At 70.2% G+C, this 16,680-nt stretch carries 19 protein-coding genes; 14 read left to right on the top strand and 5 right to left on the bottom strand.

Annotated features, from left to right (window positions below):
- Window positions 1-109: 109 nt before the first annotated feature.
- Complete coding sequence (locus tag AB0G56_RS23685) at window positions 110-457, top strand: hypothetical protein (RefSeq protein ID WP_360972425.1); 348 nt, start codon at window positions 110-112, stop codon at window positions 455-457.
- A gap of 24 nt (window positions 458-481) precedes the next feature.
- Here AB0G56_RS23685 and AB0G56_RS23680 read toward each other — a convergent pair whose 3' ends face one another.
- Complete coding sequence (locus AB0G56_RS23680; RefSeq protein ID WP_360972423.1) at window positions 482-1,069, bottom strand: isochorismatase family protein; 588 nt, start codon at window positions 1,067-1,069, stop codon at window positions 482-484.
- 113 nt (window positions 1,070-1,182) lie between these two features.
- On the bottom strand, window positions 1,183-2,529 hold the full coding sequence (locus AB0G56_RS23675) for a nicotinate phosphoribosyltransferase (RefSeq protein ID WP_360972421.1): 1,347 nt from the start codon (window positions 2,527-2,529) through the stop codon (window positions 1,183-1,185).
- A 101-nt stretch (window positions 2,530-2,630) separates the two neighbouring features.
- Here AB0G56_RS23675 and clpS point away from each other — a divergent pair, with 101 nt between their 5' ends.
- The 9 genes from clpS (at window position 2,631) to AB0G56_RS23630 (ending at window position 10,562) form a co-directional block, all read left to right on the top strand.
- The gene (clpS, locus tag AB0G56_RS23670) at window positions 2,631-2,948 is read left to right on the top strand and encodes an ATP-dependent Clp protease adapter ClpS (RefSeq protein WP_360972419.1); all 318 of its coding nucleotides are present in this window, start codon (window positions 2,631-2,633) and stop codon (window positions 2,946-2,948) included.
- Between the two features lie 61 nt (window positions 2,949-3,009).
- A complete protein-coding gene (locus tag AB0G56_RS23665; RefSeq protein WP_360972417.1) occupies window positions 3,010-3,618 on the top strand; it encodes a DUF2017 domain-containing protein in 609 nt (202 codons plus the stop codon).
- A gap of 367 nt (window positions 3,619-3,985) precedes the next feature.
- Entirely contained in the window at window positions 3,986-5,407 is a 1,422-nt protein-coding gene (locus tag AB0G56_RS23660) for an amino acid permease (protein WP_360972415.1), read from the top strand.
- 137 nt (window positions 5,408-5,544) lie between these two features.
- A complete protein-coding gene (locus AB0G56_RS23655) occupies window positions 5,545-5,967 on the top strand; it encodes a M67 family metallopeptidase (protein ID WP_360972413.1) in 423 nt (140 codons plus the stop codon).
- Window positions 5,968-6,090: 123 nt separating this feature from the next.
- A complete protein-coding gene (locus AB0G56_RS23650; RefSeq protein ID WP_324609559.1) occupies window positions 6,091-6,186 on the top strand; it encodes a putative leader peptide in 96 nt (31 codons plus the stop codon).
- A 121-nt stretch (window positions 6,187-6,307) separates the two neighbouring features.
- The gene (locus AB0G56_RS23645) at window positions 6,308-6,586 is read left to right on the top strand and encodes a MoaD/ThiS family protein (RefSeq protein ID WP_360972411.1); all 279 of its coding nucleotides are present in this window, start codon (window positions 6,308-6,310) and stop codon (window positions 6,584-6,586) included.
- Window positions 6,587-6,603: 17 nt separating this feature from the next.
- On the top strand, window positions 6,604-7,554 hold the full coding sequence (locus tag AB0G56_RS23640) for a cysteine synthase (protein WP_360972409.1): 951 nt from the start codon (window positions 6,604-6,606) through the stop codon (window positions 7,552-7,554).
- Window positions 7,555-7,817: 263 nt separating this feature from the next.
- Complete coding sequence (locus tag AB0G56_RS23635) at window positions 7,818-9,890, top strand: putative Ig domain-containing protein (protein WP_360972407.1); 2,073 nt, start codon at window positions 7,818-7,820, stop codon at window positions 9,888-9,890.
- 171 nt (window positions 9,891-10,061) lie between these two features.
- On the top strand, window positions 10,062-10,562 hold the full coding sequence (locus AB0G56_RS23630; protein WP_360972405.1) for a hypothetical protein: 501 nt from the start codon (window positions 10,062-10,064) through the stop codon (window positions 10,560-10,562).
- Between the two features lie 48 nt (window positions 10,563-10,610).
- On the opposite strand, the gene AB0G56_RS23625 is transcribed toward AB0G56_RS23630, so the two are convergent.
- Complete coding sequence (locus tag AB0G56_RS23625; RefSeq protein WP_360972403.1) at window positions 10,611-11,069, bottom strand: type II toxin-antitoxin system PemK/MazF family toxin; 459 nt, start codon at window positions 11,067-11,069, stop codon at window positions 10,611-10,613.
- A 212-nt stretch (window positions 11,070-11,281) separates the two neighbouring features.
- Here AB0G56_RS23625 and AB0G56_RS23620 point away from each other — a divergent pair, with 212 nt between their 5' ends.
- Entirely contained in the window at window positions 11,282-12,034 is a 753-nt protein-coding gene (locus tag AB0G56_RS23620; protein WP_360972401.1) for an MBL fold metallo-hydrolase, read from the top strand.
- A gap of 79 nt (window positions 12,035-12,113) precedes the next feature.
- Here AB0G56_RS23620 and AB0G56_RS23615 read toward each other — a convergent pair whose 3' ends face one another.
- Both AB0G56_RS23615 and AB0G56_RS23610 read right to left on the bottom strand, forming a co-directional pair.
- A complete protein-coding gene (locus AB0G56_RS23615) occupies window positions 12,114-13,370 on the bottom strand; it encodes a PTS transporter subunit EIIC (RefSeq protein WP_360972399.1) in 1,257 nt (418 codons plus the stop codon).
- Window positions 13,371-13,534: 164 nt separating this feature from the next.
- A complete protein-coding gene (locus tag AB0G56_RS23610; RefSeq protein WP_360972397.1) occupies window positions 13,535-14,839 on the bottom strand; it encodes a PTS transporter subunit EIIC in 1,305 nt (434 codons plus the stop codon).
- A 192-nt stretch (window positions 14,840-15,031) separates the two neighbouring features.
- Here AB0G56_RS23610 and AB0G56_RS23605 point away from each other — a divergent pair, with 192 nt between their 5' ends.
- The 3 genes from AB0G56_RS23605 (at window position 15,032) to AB0G56_RS23595 (ending at window position 16,658) form a co-directional block, all read left to right on the top strand.
- Window positions 15,032-15,265: a PTS glucose/sucrose transporter subunit IIB gene (locus AB0G56_RS23605; protein ID WP_360972395.1), complete on the top strand. Its 234-nt coding sequence runs from the start codon at window positions 15,032-15,034 to the stop codon at window positions 15,263-15,265.
- A 98-nt stretch (window positions 15,266-15,363) separates the two neighbouring features.
- Window positions 15,364-16,089, top strand: coding sequence for a ribonuclease PH (rph, locus tag AB0G56_RS23600; RefSeq protein WP_360972393.1), 726 nt, complete (start codon window positions 15,364-15,366; stop codon window positions 16,087-16,089).
- A gap of 161 nt (window positions 16,090-16,250) precedes the next feature.
- The gene (locus AB0G56_RS23595) at window positions 16,251-16,658 is read left to right on the top strand and encodes a hypothetical protein (RefSeq protein WP_360972391.1); all 408 of its coding nucleotides are present in this window, start codon (window positions 16,251-16,253) and stop codon (window positions 16,656-16,658) included.
- Window positions 16,659-16,680 lie beyond the last annotated feature (22 nt).

Genomic DNA, 16,680 nt, shown 5'->3' with positions numbered 1-16,680 from the left:
CAGGTCAAACACGTATCGGCGGCAACCCCCTGGCGGGTTGCCGCCGATCGTGTTTAGGTGCCTGCTGTGACGCTCTTATTGACACCGACCGGAACGGGGAAGTGACCGCATGGCCGCAGGAGGTTTCAGCAAGCTGCCGAACGGCACCGTCGTGGTGGCCCTCAACCTGCCCAGCCCCGCCCCCGACGGCCCCGGCGGCGTCCGCGTGCTCGTGCACGCGCACAACCGCGCCCGCGCCCTGACCCGGCTGCGGAACCTGGGCCTGCGCGCCGTCTACCTGCGGGGCAACACCGCCCCGCCCAGCCCCGACGAGATCACGGCGGTCCTGCACCACCCCGACGGCCTCATCTGGCGCACGTCACCCGACAACGCTGTCGGCGGCGTCCCCGTCGGCCCCCCGGAGCTGTGGCACCCGATCAGGGCCCTGCTGCGCCGCCGCACCCCGGCCCAGGCGTGACCCGGCCGAGCGGCGCGAGCGGTCTCAGGCGACGACGGGCTTGCCGGTCAGCTCGACGCCCGCCTGCCGCAGCTCCTCCAGCGCCCGCTCGGTGGTCTGCGCGGCCACCCCGGCGGTGAGGTCGAGCAGGACGTGGGTGCGGAAACCCTCCCGCGCCGCGTCCAGCGCGGTGGCCCGCACACAGTGGTCGGTGGCGATCCCGACCACGTCGACCTCGTCGATCTCCCTGGCCCGCAGCCAGTCGGCCAGGGCCACGCCGTTCTCGTCGCAGCCCTCGAAACCGCTGTACGCGGCGGAGTAGGCGCCCTTGTCGAAGACGGCGTCGATCGCGCCGGAGGCGACGGCGGGCGCGAAGTTCGGGTGGAAGCCCACACCTTCCGTGCCCGCGACGCAGTGCGCGGGCCAGGAGTGGACGTAGTCGGGTTCGTCGGCGAAGTGGCCGCCGGGCGCGATGTGGTGGTCGCGGGTGGCCACCACGTGCCGGTAACCGGCCGGGGCCTGTCCGATCAGTTCGGTGATCGCGGCGGCCACGTCGGCGCCGCCGGCCACCGCGAGGCTGCCCCCCTCGCAGAAGTCGTTCTGCACATCGACGACGATCAAGGCGCGGCGCATGGCGGGTGTCCTTCGGCTCTGGGGTCAGCGGGCGGTCGGGCGGTCGGGGCGGATGCCGGCTCGGACAGGAACTGGGGACAGGAACTCAGGAACTGGGGACAGGAACTAGCGAGCTAGTTACCCGAGCGCTCGGTGACGTACTCCGTCGCGAGCACGGGTTCCCCGCGCGAGAGCTGTGTGGCCGACAGCGGCAGCCCGGCGCGGACCGCGACGTGCCGGTCCCGTACGACGTCCAGCGGCTCGCGGCCGACGACCTCGCCGCCCTTGACCAGCTCGACCTGCAACTGCCGGTCGGCCAGGTCGGTGGGCACGGCGCCGGTGCCCACCACCTCGGTCTCCGCGATCCCGTGGGCGTCCAGGCGGCGCGCCGCCCACTTGCGGCCGCCGATGGAGGTCTTGCCGCCGCTGGACTTCTTCGCCACCGGCGTCAGCGGGGCCCGCGGGTCGGCGGACCCGGCGCGGGCGACCAGCTTGTAGACCATGGAGCAGGTCGGGTGCCCGGACCCGGTGACCAGCTGGGTGCCGACGCCGTACGCGTCCACGGGCGCCGCGGCGAGCGAGGCGATGGCGTATTCGTCGAGGTCCGAGGTCACGACGATCTTCGTGTCCCGGGCGCCCAGCTCGTCCAGCTGCTGCCGCACCCGGTGCGCGACCAGCAGCAGGTCGCCGGAGTCGATGCGCACCGCGCCCAGCTCGGGCCCGGCGACCTCCACGGCCGTGCGGACGGCCTCGGCGACGTCGTAGGTGTCCACCAGCAGCGTCGTGTCCCGGCCCAGCGAGTCCACCTGCGCCTGGAAGGCGTCGCGCTCGTGGTCGTGCAGCAGGGTGAAGGCGTGGGCCGAGGTGCCGACGGTGGGGATGTTGTAGCGGAAGCCGGCGGCCAGGTCGGAGGTGGTGGCGAAGCCGCCGACGTAGGCGGCCCGGGAGGCGGCGACCGCGGCCAGCTCGTGGGTGCGGCGGGCGCCCATCTCGATCAGCGGGCGCTCGCCGGCGGCCGAGGACATCCGGGAGGCGGCGGCGGCGATCGCGGAGTCGTGGTTGAGGATCGACAGGATCACGGTCTCCAGCAGCACGCACTCGCCGAACGACCCCTCCACCCGCATGATCGGCGAGCCGGGGAAGTAGACCTCGCCCTCGGGGTAGCCCCAGATGTCGCCGCTGAAGCGGTAGTCGGCCAGCCACCGCAGGGTCGGCTCGTCCACGACCCGCCGCTCGCGCAGGAAGCCGAGGACGTCCGCGTCGAAGCGGAAGTTCTCCACCGCGTCCAGCACCCGGCCGGTTCCGGCCACGACGCCGTAGCGGCGCCCCTCGGGCAGCCGCCTGGTGAAGACCTCGAAGACACTGCGCCGCTCGGCAGTACCGGCCCGCAGGGCGGCCTGCAGCATCGTCAGCTCGTAGTGGTCGGTGAAGAGCGCCGTCGAGGGAACGTCCACCGGCAGCCCAAGGTCCGCTGTGTTCATGACCGACGATCGTACTCCCATTTCGTCAGTCTGACGATTTAGGGGTGCGCCCTGCTCGTGCGGCCTGCTCATTTGTGCTCCCACCCCCCTGTAGTGGCAGCATGGGCCATGTGACGGCAGCCGCACCCATCGAGATCGAGAAGACAGAGCCGGCGGAAGAGGTCTTCGCCGTACCCGAGCCCGACGTCCCCTGGGTGACGATCGTCCACAACGACCCCGTCAATCTGATGAGCTACGTCACCTATGTCTTCCAGACGTACTTCGGGTACTCGAAGGACAAGGCCACCAAGCTCATGCTCGACGTCCACCACAAAGGCCGGGCGGTCGTCTCCAGCGGCAGCCGCGAGGAGATGGAACGGGACGTTCAGGCCATGCACGGCTACGGTCTGTGGGCCACTCTCCAGCAGGACCGCAAGTAGCCAAGTGGCAGGCGGCGCGCAGCGCCGACGAAGCCCGGACCGGAAGCAGCGAATCCTCTCCATGCCTGGACACTTCGAACCGCTCCCCGGCGGCGGCGCGGCCGTCGCCCTCGACGACGTCGAGATCTCCATCATCCGCTCGCTGGCCGTGCAGCTCCTGGAACTGATCGGCCCCGGCCCGGCGGAGGACGAGAAGCCCGCCGACCCGCTCGCCGAGCTGTTCGCCGAGGGCCCGAGCGAGCCGCCCGCCGACCCGGTGCTCAAAAGGCTCTTCCCGGACGCCTACGGCGACCCCGAGCAGCTGCCGGGCAGTCCCGAGGAGGCCGCCGAGCAGCGGGCGCACGCCTCCGAGTTCCGCCGCTACACCGAGAACGACCTGCGCGCGGGCAAGCGGGAGAACGCCCTCGCGGTGATCCACTCGCTCAACGAGCTGTCCTCGGTCGGCGAGGGCGGGGCCGTGCTGAAGCTGTCGCAGGCGGAGTCCCGGCGCTGGCTCGGCGCCCTGAACGACCTCCGCCTGGCCATCGGCTCCCGGCTGGAGATCGATGACGAGGACGACGCGGACGACCTCTTCCGGCTGCCCGACGAGGACCCGCGCAAGCCGATGGTGATGGCGTACCTGTGGCTGGGCGGCCTCCAGGAGACCCTCGTCTCCACTCTGATGCCCTGATTGCATCGGTCCGTACGGATTCGGCGTTCGCTCAGAGGACGCTCAAATCCGCATAACGATCGCGTCAATACGGCCCAGATTTATCAGCCGATTGAGTGCGTTTCGTCCGATTCTCCCGGTCTCTCTCTGTGCCGTGTGCCACAGCTCACCCTGCGATCAGTGTTGCGGCCGTGATAAATCTTCACGACCGCCCGGCGAACACCACCCACGTTCGCCCGGGTGCGCCACCGAGCCGGCAACCGCCGGCCAGGCATGAGCGAGACCGGTGACACCCGAGCCCGCTCACTCCATTTCAGTCCGGGGGGATCGAGACCCGATCCGCGGCCGACAGACGGCCCGGGTCGGCATGGAGAAAGGCGCACGACACATGACCTCAGCGCAGGTCGAGCACGAACACGACGGCAAAGAGGCCGTGGAAGGCGGCGAGGGCTACCAGCGCGGCCTCGGCGCCCGGCAGATCCAGATGATCGCCATCGGCGGCGCCATCGGCACCGGCCTGTTCCTCGGGGCGGGCAAGGGCATCTCCAAGGCCGGACCCAGCCTGATCCTGGCCTACGCGGTGGCCGGCTTCGTCATCTTCCTCATCATGCGGGCGCTCGGCGAGCTGCTGATGTACCGCCCGGTCTCCGGTTCCTTCTCGGAGTACGCCCGCGAGTTCATCGGCCCCTTCGCGGGCTTCGTGACCGGCTGGACGTACTGGCTGTTCTGGGTCGTCACCGGCATCACCGAGGTCACCGCCGCGGCCGCGTACATGACGTACTGGTTCGACATCCCGCAGTGGGTCTCGGCCCTGATCTTCACCCTCGTGCTCTACGGGGCCAACCTGATCTCCGTGAAGCTCTTCGGCGAGCTGGAGTTCTGGTTCTCCATGGTCAAGGTCACCGCGATCATCGGCATGATCCTGATCTGCGCGGGCATCCTGACCGTCGGCTTCTCCGACGCCGGTGACACCGCGTCCGTCTCGCACCTGTGGAACGAGGGCGGCTTCTTCCCGCACGGCGTCGGCAACACCCTGATGACCCTCCAGATGGTCATGTTCGCCTTCCTCGCCGTCGAGCTGGTCGGCGTGACCGCGGGCGAGTCGAAGGACCCCAAGACCGTGCTGCCCCGGGCGATCAACACCGTGCCGTGGCGCATCGCCGTGTTCTACATCGGCGCGCTGATCATGATCCTGTCGGTCGTGCCCTGGACGAGCTTCCACGCGGGCGCGAGCCCGTTCGTGGTCGCCTTCGAGAAGATGGGCCTGCCCGCGGGCGCCGGCATCGTCAACTTCGTCGTCCTCACCGCCGCCCTGTCCTCCTGCAACTCCGGCATGTACTCCACCGGCCGCATGCTGCGCGACCTGGCGCTCAACAGCCAGGGCCCGCAGTTCTTCACCAAGCTGACCCGCAGCGGCACCCCGCTGGTGGGGACCACGTTCTCCGCCGCGCTGATGCTGGTCGGCGTGTGGATCAACTACCAGTGGCCGGGCAAGGCGTTCGACTACGTCGTCTCCTTCGCGACCATCTCCGGCATGTGGGCCTGGATCGTCATCCTGGTCTGCCAGATCCGCTACCGCGCCAAGTCCGACCGCGGGGAGCTGCCCAAGTCGGAGTTCCGCGCCCCCGGCGCCCCGTACGCCAGCTGGTTCGCGCTCGCCTTCATCGGCATGGTGATCGTGCTGATGGGCATCGACAAGGACGCCCGTGTCTCGCTGTACTGCGCGCCGCTGTGGGGCCTGATCCTCGCCGTCGCCTACCTGGTGCTCAAGCGCCGCAACCCGGAGGCCGCCGCCTTCCGCAGGCGCTGACCGGCACCGGACCCGGACGTCCGGCCGGAGCGGATTCTCGTGGGACCCGCTCCGGCAGCCGCCCAGGACGTCCGCCATGTGGGCCGTTCCGTACCACTCCCCGGTACGGAGCGGCCCCTCTGTCTATCCTTTGGCCCATGCTGACCATCACCCAGTCGCTCTACGACCAGATCGTCGCCCACGCGCGCGCGGACCACCCCGACGAGGCGTGCGGCGTGGTCGCCGGACCCGTCGGCGCCGGCCGCCCCGAGCGGTTCATCCCCATGCTGAACGCGGCCCGCTCGCCCACCTTCTACGAGTTCGACTCGCAGGACCTGCTCAAGCTCTACCGCGAGATGGACGACCGCGACGAGGAGCCGGTGATCATCTACCACTCCCACACGGCGACCGAGGCCCACCCCTCCCGCACCGACATCTCCTACGCCAACGAGCCCGGCGCCCACTACGTCCTGGTCTCCACCGCCGACACCGACGGCGCGGGCGAGTTCCAGTTCCGCTCGTTCCGCATCGTCGAGGGCGAGGTCACGGAGGAGGAGGTCAAGGTCGTGGAGGCGTACTGAACCGGCCCCCGTCCCGTCCCCACCTCGTCCCGACCCCGCCTCCATCTCGTACCGCGGATGGAATCCGTCCGAAGGGCGAGATCACATTCCAGGGACCGGATGGGGAATCGATACGATGAGCCCATGGTTCTTCACGACGTGAGCGACGACATCCCGGGCACGCTGCTCGTGGCGCGGCTGCACGTCGACCTGTGCAGGTTGAACAGCGCCATCTGTTGACGTTCCCTGCCGCCGCCGTACGGCCCTGAGCCGCGGCGCTCCCCCAGGGGCCAACGCCTGGGGGCACTCACGACGCGCGCCCCCCGATCCGACGACACCTTCCTGACAGGAGCCCGCACCCATGGCCATCGAGGTCCGCATCCCGACCATCCTCCGCACCTACACCGACGGGCAGAAGGCGGTGGAGGGCACCGGGGACACGCTCGCCGCGCTCTTCGCCGACCTCGAAGCCCGCCACCCGGGCATCCAGGCCCGCATCGTGGACGGTGACCAGCTGCGCCGCTTCGTCAACGTCTACCTCAACGACGAGGACGTCCGCTTCCTGGACGGCATCAAGACCAAGCTCGCCGACGGCGACAACGTGACGATCCTGCCGGCCGTCGCCGGCGGGATGCGCTGATCGGCCGCTGAGCAGCGATGCGCTACGACTCCCCGCTGGCCGCGGTGGGCAACACCCCCCTGGTGCGCCTGCCGCGGCTCTCGCCGTCCGCCGACGTCCGCATCTGGGCCAAGCTGGAGGACCGCAACCCGACCGGCTCCGTCAAGGACCGCCCCGCCCTGCACATGATCGAGCAGGCGGAGAAGGACGGCCGTCTCACGCCGGGCTGCACGATCCTCGAACCGACCAGCGGCAACACCGGCATCTCGCTCGCCATGGCGGCCAAGCTCAAGGGCTACCGCATGGTGTGCGTGATGCCCGAGAACACCTCCCAGGAGCGCCGGGACCTGCTCGGCATGTGGGGAGCGGAGATCATCTCCTCCCCGGCGGCGGGCGGCTCCAACACCGCCGTCCGCGTCGCCAAGGAACTCTCCGCCGAGCATCCCGACTGGGTGATGCTCTACCAGTACGGCAACCCCGACAACGCCGGCGCGCACTACGCGACCACCGGCCCGGAGATCCTCGCCGACCTGCCCTCCGTCACCCATTTCGTGGCGGGCCTCGGCACCACCGGCACCCTGATGGGCGTCGGCCGCTACCTGCGCGAGCACAAGCCGGACGTGAAGATCGTCGCCGCCGAACCGCGCTACGACGACCTGGTGTACGGCCTGCGCAACCTCGACGAGGGCTTCGTCCCCGAGCTGTACGACGCCTCCGTCCTCACCACCCGCTTCTCCGTCGGCTCCGCCGACGCCGTCACCCGTACCCGTGAACTCCTCCAGCAGGAGGGGATCTTCGCCGGGGTCTCCACGGGCGCCGCGCTGCACGCCGCCATCGGCGTCGGTAGCAAGGCCGTCAAGGCGGGGGAGAGCGCCGACATCGTCTTCGTCGTCGCCGACGGCGGCTGGAAGTACCTGTCCACCGGCGTCTACACGGCGGCCACCACGGAGGAGGCCATCGCCACGCTCCACGGCCAGCTCTGGGCCTGACCGGTCCGGCCGCCTCAAGCACGTCCCAGCCCCCTCCCACGAGGGGGCCAATCTCATCCTATGGAGGGGCAAAGAATTCCCTCCGGGTACTGCCGCGTCCCGGCCGCGCGGGGCTACGTTCTCGGCGCACCCTGTCATGCCACGATCACGTGGTGTGCGGAGTGTGGAATGTCATGCTCATGACTGCGCGGTTCCGCCGCCGCGACCCGCGTCACGGGCTGCCCGACCAGTGCGCACCCCCACGTCAACGGAGGCAGTACCCCATGCGTGAGTCACGCCCGAGCAGCCGGAGACGGAGTCCGCGCCGACTCCTCACCGTCGCCTTCCCCGCCCTCGCCCTCACCGTCGCCGGGTTCGTCGCGGCACCGACCGCCGGGGCGGCCCAGCCCGCCGCCGCGCACCCGCACACCACCAAGGCCGCCCAGAACGCGCGGGCCCTCACCGCCCCGGAGCGGCAGACCTTCCACACCACCGGCACGGCCGGCCAGAAGGTGCCCACGACCCGGCTGTGCGCCGACGCCCGGCCCGGCGAGGCCTCCTGCTTCGCCCAGCGCCGCACCGACATCAAACAGCGGCTCGCCTCCGCGCTCGCCGCCGCCGCACCCTCCGGCCTCTCCCCGGCCAACCTGCACAGCGCCTACAACCTGCCCAGCACCGGCGGCTCCGGCCTGACGGTCGCGGTGGTCGACGCCTACAACGACCCCAACGCCGAATCCGACCTGGCCACCTACCGCTCGACGTACGGCCTGTCGGCCTGCACCAAGGCCAACGGCTGCTTCAAGCAGGTCAGCCAGACCGGCTCCACCACCTCCCTGCCGACCAACGACAGCGGCTGGGCCGGTGAGGAGGCGCTCGACCTCGACATGGTCAGCGCGGTCTGCCCGAACTGCAGCATCATCCTGGTCGAGGCGAACTCCGCGAACGACACCGACCTCGGCACAGCCGAGAACGAGGCCGTCTCGCTCGGCGCCAAGTTCGTCTCCAACAGCTGGGGCGGCTCCGAGGCGTCCTCCCAGACCACCGAGGACACCCAGTACTTCAAGCACCCCGGCGTCGCGATCACCGTCTCCGCGGGCGACTCCGGCTACGGCGCCGAATACCCCGCGACCTCCCAGTACGTGACCGCCGTCGGCGGCACCGCGCTCACCACCGCGTCCAACTCCCGCGGCTGGAGCGAGAGCGTGTGGAACACCAACTCCACCGAGGGCACCGGCTCCGGCTGCTCCGCCTACGACCCGAAGCCGAGCTGGCAGACCGACACCGGCTGCTCCAAGCGCATGGAGGCCGACGTCTCCGCCGTCGCCGACCCGGCCACCGGCGTCGCCGTCTACGACACCTACGGCGGCAGCGGCTGGGCCGTCTACGGCGGCACCAGCGCCTCCGCCCCGATCATCGCCGGCGTCTACGCCCTGGCGGGCACGCCGGGCGGCAGCGACTACCCGGCGAAGTACCCCTACAGCCACACCGGCAACCTGTACGACGTGACCAGCGGCTCCAACGGCTCCTGCTCCACCGCGTACTTCTGCAAGGCGGCCGCCGGCTACGACGGCCCGACCGGCTGGGGCACCCCGAACGGCACCGCCGCCTTCACCACGGGCGGCGGCGGCACCGGCAACACCGTGAGCGTCACCAACCCCGGCAGCCAGTCCACCACCACCGGCGGCTCGGCCGGCCTGCAGATCAAGGCCACCGACAGCGCGGGCGCGGCCCTCACCTACAGCGCCACCGGCCTGCCCACCGGCCTGTCCATCAACAGCTCCACCGGCCTGATCAGCGGCACCGCCACCACCGCCGGCACCTACCAGGTCACCGTCACCGCGAAGGACTCCACCGGCGCCTCCGGCTCCACCTCCTTCACCTGGACGATCGGCACCTCCGGCGGCACCTGCACCGGGGCGCAGCTGCTCGGCAACCCGGGCTTCGAGTCCGGCAACACCGCCTGGACCGCCTCCAACGGCGTCATCACCACCGACAGCGGCGAGCCCGCCCACAGCGGCTCCTACAAGGCGTGGCTCGACGGGTACGGCACCTCGCACACCGACAGCCTCTCCCAGTCGGTGACCATCCCGACCGGCTGCAAGGCCACCCTTACCTTCTACCTGCACATCGACACCTCCGAGAGCGGCAGCACCGCCTACGACAAGCTGACGGTGACCGCGGGATCGAAGACCCTGGCGACGTACTCCAACGCCAACGCGGTTTCCGGTTACGCCCAGAAGACCGTCGACCTCTCCAGCCTGGCGGGCTCCACCGTCACCCTGAAGTTCAGCGGCACGGAGGACTCCTCCCTCCAGACCAGCTTCGTCGTCGACGACACGGCCCTGACGACCGGCTGACCCGCCCCGCCCCTCCCGCACACCGCGACCCCGGCCGGAACACCGGCCGGGGTCCCGGCGTGCGCGGGCGCGGGGATCCTGATGTGCTGGAGGAACGTCACATCGGCACCAGGGCACTGGGCCCCGGGACACCGGGCACCCGGAACGGGACTGCGGAAAGGCGGACGCCCCATGCGCCGTACGACGCACCACCGCACCACCACCGCGACCGCGGGCGCGGCGGCAGCCGCCCTGCTCCTCCTCGGCTGCGGCAGCACCCAGCAGGACGGCAAGGGCACAGCGGGAACTGCGGGAACAGCAGGCACAGGGGGAACTGCGGGTCCCACGTCCGCCTCCCAGCCGTCCCCGCCCGGCTGCACCGCCCACGCCGACCTCACCGCCGCCGACTCCGGCCGCACCCTCTGCCTCACCGTCGGCGGCTACCTGCGCCTGACCCTCGACGGCACCGAGGAACGCCCCTGGACCCCGGTCAAGGCCACCGGCACCGCGCTCAAGGGCGCCGACGCCGGCATCGTGATCCTGCCCGGCGACGCCCTCGCCGCCTACACCGCCACCACCCCCGGCACCGCCCGCCTCACCTCGTCCCGCCCGCTGTGCGCCACCGCCCCCGGCAGGATCTCCTGCAAGGGCATCCAGGAGTGGACGGTCACCGTGCGGGTCGCACGGCCATGACAGGCGCACCCGGCGGCCAGGGCGTACGGGCGGCCCCGGCGGACCGACTCACCCGGCCAGGTAGCGCACCTGGTCCCAGAGCACCGGGTCCACGACCCCCACCCGGCGACGGAAGTCCCACACCGGCACCTCCCGCACCTCGTCGGTCTCCAGGAAGCTCGTCCGCCCCTGCGCGTCCCCCACCGAGCCCGGCGGCAACGGGATCACCCCGGCCCGCTCGTCGTGGTACCTGCTGGTGATCTTGGCGACCCGGGCCCGCTTGCCGTGCACCGACAGCACCAGACAGGGACGGTCCTTCGACCCGGGACCCTCCTCGTAGGGCACGTTCGCCCACCAGATCTCCGCCGGCTGCGGACGCGCGCCGGCACCCCGCTCCCCGCGCCCCTCCGGACGCCCCGGCGGACGCGTCCGGCGCCCCGCGGGACGCCGGCCCCACCCGTCGACGAGCGTGGCGACGAGCGCCAACAGCACCACCGCCGCGAGCGCCAGCCACCAGGACGTGTCCATAAGGACGACGTTACCGGCGCACGACCGTCCGTGCGCGCCCTCTTCCACACCTCATGCGCCCCACGTCCAGCCGAACCGGTGACACCACAGGTGAGTTCGCCCACAACCGACCTTGCCGAAGGAGCGACCCGCCGTTTCGCGCCTTACGCTCGACGGACCGCACGACCCCCGTCACCTTCTGTATCTTCCCCGCCAGCGGAGGTTTCTGCTCCATGAAGCTCACCGTCGTCGGCTGCTCGGGGTCGTTCCCGTCCGCGGAATCGGCCTGCTCGAGCTACCTCGTAGAGGCCGACGGCTTCCGGCTGCTCCTCGACATGGGCAACGGCGCCCTGGGCGAGTTGCAGCGCCACTGCGGTCTCTACGACCTCGACGCGATCTTCCTGAGCCACCTGCACGTCGACCACTGCATCGACATGTGCGCCTACTTCGTCGCGCGCTACTACCGGCACGAGGGCGGACGCTGCGCCCCGCTGCCGGTCCACGGCCCCGAGGGCACCGAGCACCGGCTCACCACGGCCTACGCCGACACCCCCTCCGCCTCCTCGATGAGCGAGGTCTTCGACTTCCACACGGTCAAGCCGGGCACCTTCGACATCGGCCCCTTCACCGTGCACACCGAGCGGGTGGCCCACCCCGTGGAGGCGTACGCCATCCGCCTCGAACACGGCGGCCGGACGCTGACGTACTCCGGCGACACCGGCACCAGCGACGCGCTGGAGGAACTCGCCCGGGACGCCGACCTGTTCCTGTGCGAGGCGGCTTTCACGGACGGCAAGGAGGACATCCCCGACCTCCACCTCAACGGCCGCGAGGCCGGCGAGGCCGCCGCCCGCGCCCGCGCCCGCCGCCTCGTCCTCACCCACATCCCCCCGTGGACCGACCCCCAGATCAACCTCACCGACGCCCGCGCCGTCTACGACGGTCCGGTGGAGCTGGCGGCGGCCGGAGCGACGTACGAGATCTGAGGCGCCCGCCCGTACGACGACGCACGACGAAGCCCCCCGAGCAGCGGCTCGGGGGGCTCGTGACGTTCCGGGGGAGGGCTCACGCCTTGGTGAGGTCCTCCACCTCCTCCTCGGGCTCGCGGCCCGGGGTGGGGAGGTTGAACTTGATGATGGCGAAGCGGAAGGTCACGTAGTAGATGACCGCGAAGACCAGTCCGATCGGGATGATCAGCCATGGCTTCGACGCCAGGTGCCAGTTCAGCGCGTAGTCGATGAAGCCGGCGGAGAAGTTGAAGCCGTCGTGCACGCCCAGGCCCCAGGTGATGGCCATCGACGCGGCGGTGAGCACGGCGTGCAGCACGTACAGGACCGGCGCGATGAACATGAAGGAGAACTCGATCGGCTCGGTGACACCGGTGACGAACGAGGTCGCGGCCAGCGAGAGCATCATGCCGAGCACGACCTTGCGGCGCTCGGGACGGGCGCAGTGCGCGATGGCGAGCGCGGCGGCCGGCAGGCCGAACATCATGATCGGGAAGAAGCCGGACTGGAAGAGACCGGCGGACGGGTCGCCGTGCAGGAAGCGCGGGATGTCGCCCTGCCAGACCTGGCCGGAGGCGTCGGTGAAGCTGCCGAGCTGGAACCAGGAGACCGTGTTCACGAACTGGTGCATGCCGACCGGGATCAGCGCGCGGTTCACGCCGCCGAAGAGGGCGGCGCCGCCCGAGCCCAGCCCGGTCATCCAGTCGCCGAAGTCGGTGATGCCGGTGCCGATCGGCTTCCAGATCAGGGCGAAGACGACACCCACCACGATGCCGACGAAGGCCATGATGATCGGCACCAGACGGCGGCCGTTGAAGAAGCCGAGCCAGTCGACCAGCTTCGTGCGGTGGAAGCGCTGCCACAGCACGGCGGCCAGCAGGCCCATGATGATGCCGCCGAGCACACCCGGGTTGTTGTAGGTGGCCTCGACTATCTTCCCCTTCTCGATGTGCTGCTCGGTGAGGGGGAAGGCCTCGAGGACCTTGCTGTAGACGAGGAAGCCCACCACCGCGGCCAGCGCGGTCGAACCGTCCGACTTCTTGGCGAAACCGATGGCCACACCGATGCAGAAGAGGATCGGCAGGGAGCCGGTCAGCGCGCCGCCCGCGTTGTTGAACACAGCGGCGACCTTGTCCCAGCCCAGGCCGTCCTTGCCGAAGATGTCATCCTGGCCCAGCCGGACCATGATGCCGGCCGCCGGCAGCACGGCGATCGGCAGCTGCAGGCTTCGGCCGACCTTCTGCAGGCCCTGGAACAGGCCTGATCCCCGCTTCTTCGCGGGTGCCGCCGTCGTCTCGGCGGTGGCGGTGCTCATAACGTCCGTCCTCCATCGGGTGGTGGTCTACACCACTCAGTGGTGTAGACCTGTTGTAGCACGATGAAGGTGGCGTAAGGAACCCGCGAAAATGCGACCGAACCGCTACACGCCGTACGGAATCCCACCGGCCGGCACAGGCCGCTTTCGCACCGGTTTGACCCTCAGGCCTGCGTGACGTCCTCGACCTCCTCCTCGGGCTCCCGCCCAGGAGTCTTCAGATCGAACTTCCTGATGGCAAATCGGAAGACCGCGTAATAGACGACGGCGAAGCACAGCCCGATCGGCACGATCGCCCACGGCCGGGTCGCCAGGTTCCAGTTGATGACGTAATCGATCAGCCCCGCCGAGAAGCTGAACCCGTCGTGCACACCCAGCGCCCAGGTCACCGCCATCGACACCCCCGTCAGCACCGCGTGCACCGCGTACAGCACCGGGGCGATGAACAGGAACGAGTACTCCAGCGGCTCGGTGATCCCCGTGACGAACGACGTCAGCGCCACCGACAGCATCAGCCCGCCGACCTCCTTGCGGCGGTCCGGCCGCGCCGTGTGCGTGATCGCCAGCGCCGCCGCCGGCAACGCGAACATCATGATCGGGAAGAAACCCGAGGTGAACTGCCCCGCATGCGGGTCGCCCGCCAGGAACATGTTGATGTCACCGTGCACCACCGTCCCGTCCGGCTTCGTGTAACTGCCGAACTGGAACCAGATCGGCACGTTCAGGAACTGGTGCAGGCCGATCACCAGCAGCGCCCGGTTCGCCAGCCCGAAGACACCCGCGCCCCACGCCCCGGCAGCGCTCAGCCAGTTGCTGAAGCCCTCCAGGCCCCGGCCGATCGGCGGCCAGACCCACAGGCACAGCGCCGCGAACAGGATCGCCACGAACGCCATGATGATCGGCACCAGCCGCCGCCCGTTGAAGAAACCGAGCCAGTCCACCAGCCTCGTACGGTGGAAACGCCGCCAGAAGAAAGCGGACAGCAGCCCCATCACGATCCCGCCGAAGATTCCCGGATTCTGGAACGCGAACGCCGTCACCGTCCCGTCCGCCGCCTGACACCCCGTCGCGATCACCCTCGCCCCCGCCGGACAGGTCGTCGGGAACTGGTGCAGCACGTTGTAGTAGACGAGGAAGCCCGCCACCGCCGCCAGCGCCGTCGAACCGTCCGCCTTCTTCGCCATCCCGATGGCCACACCGACGCAGAACAGCATCGGCAGCCCCAGCTCCCCGTCGAGCAGCGCACCGCCCGCCCCCGCCATCACCTTCGAGACGTCGATCCAGCCCAGCCCGTCCTTGCCGAACACGTCCGGCTGCCCCAGCCGGTTCAGGATGCCCGCCGCCGGCAGCACCGCGATAGGCAACTGGAGACTGCGGCCCATCTTCTGCAAGCGCTGGAACAACGTGTTCCAGCGCTCCCGCAAGGGCGAGACCCTGACTTCCGCGCCACCGGCGTTGTCGGCACTCATGGCGTCCTCCCGGCGCCCCGCTCCGTCGTGCGGCACCCCGTTTGGCCACCGCGCCAACGGTGGTGTAGACCAGTTGACGGACGGTTCCGCTGTCGTGAACGCCATCATTCGGTACCGACGGCACAACCGCTCGCGAAGATGGGCCAACTGTGGGTTACTGCGACAAAGCGGTTCGGATCAGGGAGACAGAACATGGCCAGCAAGGCTGAGAAGATCGTTGCCGGGCTCGGCGGCATCGACAACATCGAAGAGGTCGAGGGCTGCATCACCCGCCTCCGCACCGAGGTCGTCGACCCGAGCAAGGTCGACGAGGCCGCCCTCAAGGCCGCCGGCGCCCACGGCGTCGTGAAGATGGGCAACGCCATCCAGGTCGTCATCGGCACCGACGCCGACCCGATCGCCGCGGACATCGAAGACCTGATGTGAACCCCTCGGTCCCGCCCAGGGACCCGGCAGGTTCACCCCCAAGGGGCTCTTCCCGACGCGGGAAGAGCCCCTTGCCCGTGGGGCACTAGGCTCGACCCATGTCTCGAATCGACGGCCGCACCCCCGACCAGCTCCGCCCCGTCACCATCGAACGCGGCTGGAGCAAGCACGCCGAAGGCTCCGTCCTCGTCTCCTTCGGCGACACCAAGGTCCTCTGCACCGCCTCCGTCACCGAAGGCGTCCCGCGCTGGCGCAAGGGCAGCGGCGAGGGCTGGGTCACCGCCGAGTACGCCATGCTGCCCCGCGCCACCAACACCCGCGGCGACCGCGAATCCGTCAAGGGCCGCATCGGCGGCCGCACCCACGAGATCAGCCGCCTCATCGGCCGCTCACTGCGCGCCGTCATCGACTACAAGGCCCTCGGCGAGAACACCGTCGTCCTCGACTGCGACGTCCTCCAGGCCGACGGCGGCACCCGCACCGCCGCCATCACCGGCTCCTACGTCGCCCTCGCCGACGCCGTCGCCTGGGCCCAGGGCAAGAAGCTGATCAAGGCCGGCCGCCAGCCCCTCACCGGAACCGTCAGCGCCGTCTCCGTCGGCATCGTCGGCGGCGTCCCCCTCCTCGACCTCTGCTACGAGGAGGACGTGCGCGCCGACACCGACATGAACGTCGTCTGCACCGGCGACGGCCGCTTCGTCGAGGTCCAGGGCACCGCCGAGGCCGAACCCTTCGCCCGCGACGAACTGGGCGCCCTGCTCGACCTCGCCGTGGCCGGCTGCACCGACCTCGCCGCGATCCAGCGGGCAGCGCTCGAAAAGTAGTGCGACAGCGGCTCAGCGGGTAAAGCGCACGCCAAGAAAGGGAGCCACCGGGACGCAACCCGCCTCCCGCGTCCGACGTCCCTACCGGTACGGGCGTACGGGGCACGGAAACCGTGCACGTAACCGTACGCCCGGCCACCGAACGGGGAGGGAACCCAGCCATGGCCGCGAGCCGCCGCCGACGACCCGGCCGCACCACCGCCATCGCCGCCACCACGGCCGCCATCGCACTCACCGTCACCGCCCTCACCGGCTGCGACGCGGTCGGCAAGGCCCTGGACTGCGTACAGAGCGCCGACGCCATCGCCGACAGCGTCACCAACCTCCAACAGGCCGTGCAGAACGCAGCGGACGACCCGACCAAGACCGACGACGCCCTGCGCGCCATAGAGAACAACCTGAAGAAAATCGGCGACAAGACCGACAACACCGACGTCAACAAGGCCGTCGACGACCTCGACAAGGCCGTCGGGAACGTCCGCACCGCCGTCAAGAACGGCGACGACACCCCCGACCTCACCCCCGTCACCGACGCCGCCGGCGAACTGACCAAGGTCTGCACACCCTGACCCGCCCCCGATACTGGTGAGC

The organism is Streptomyces sp. NPDC021356, from assembly GCF_040641015.1.
GTDB lineage: Bacteria > Actinomycetota > Actinomycetes > Streptomycetales > Streptomycetaceae > Streptomyces.
The sequence above is the reverse complement of the archived record's forward strand: the minus strand, read 5'-3'. Positions and strand labels throughout refer to the sequence as shown.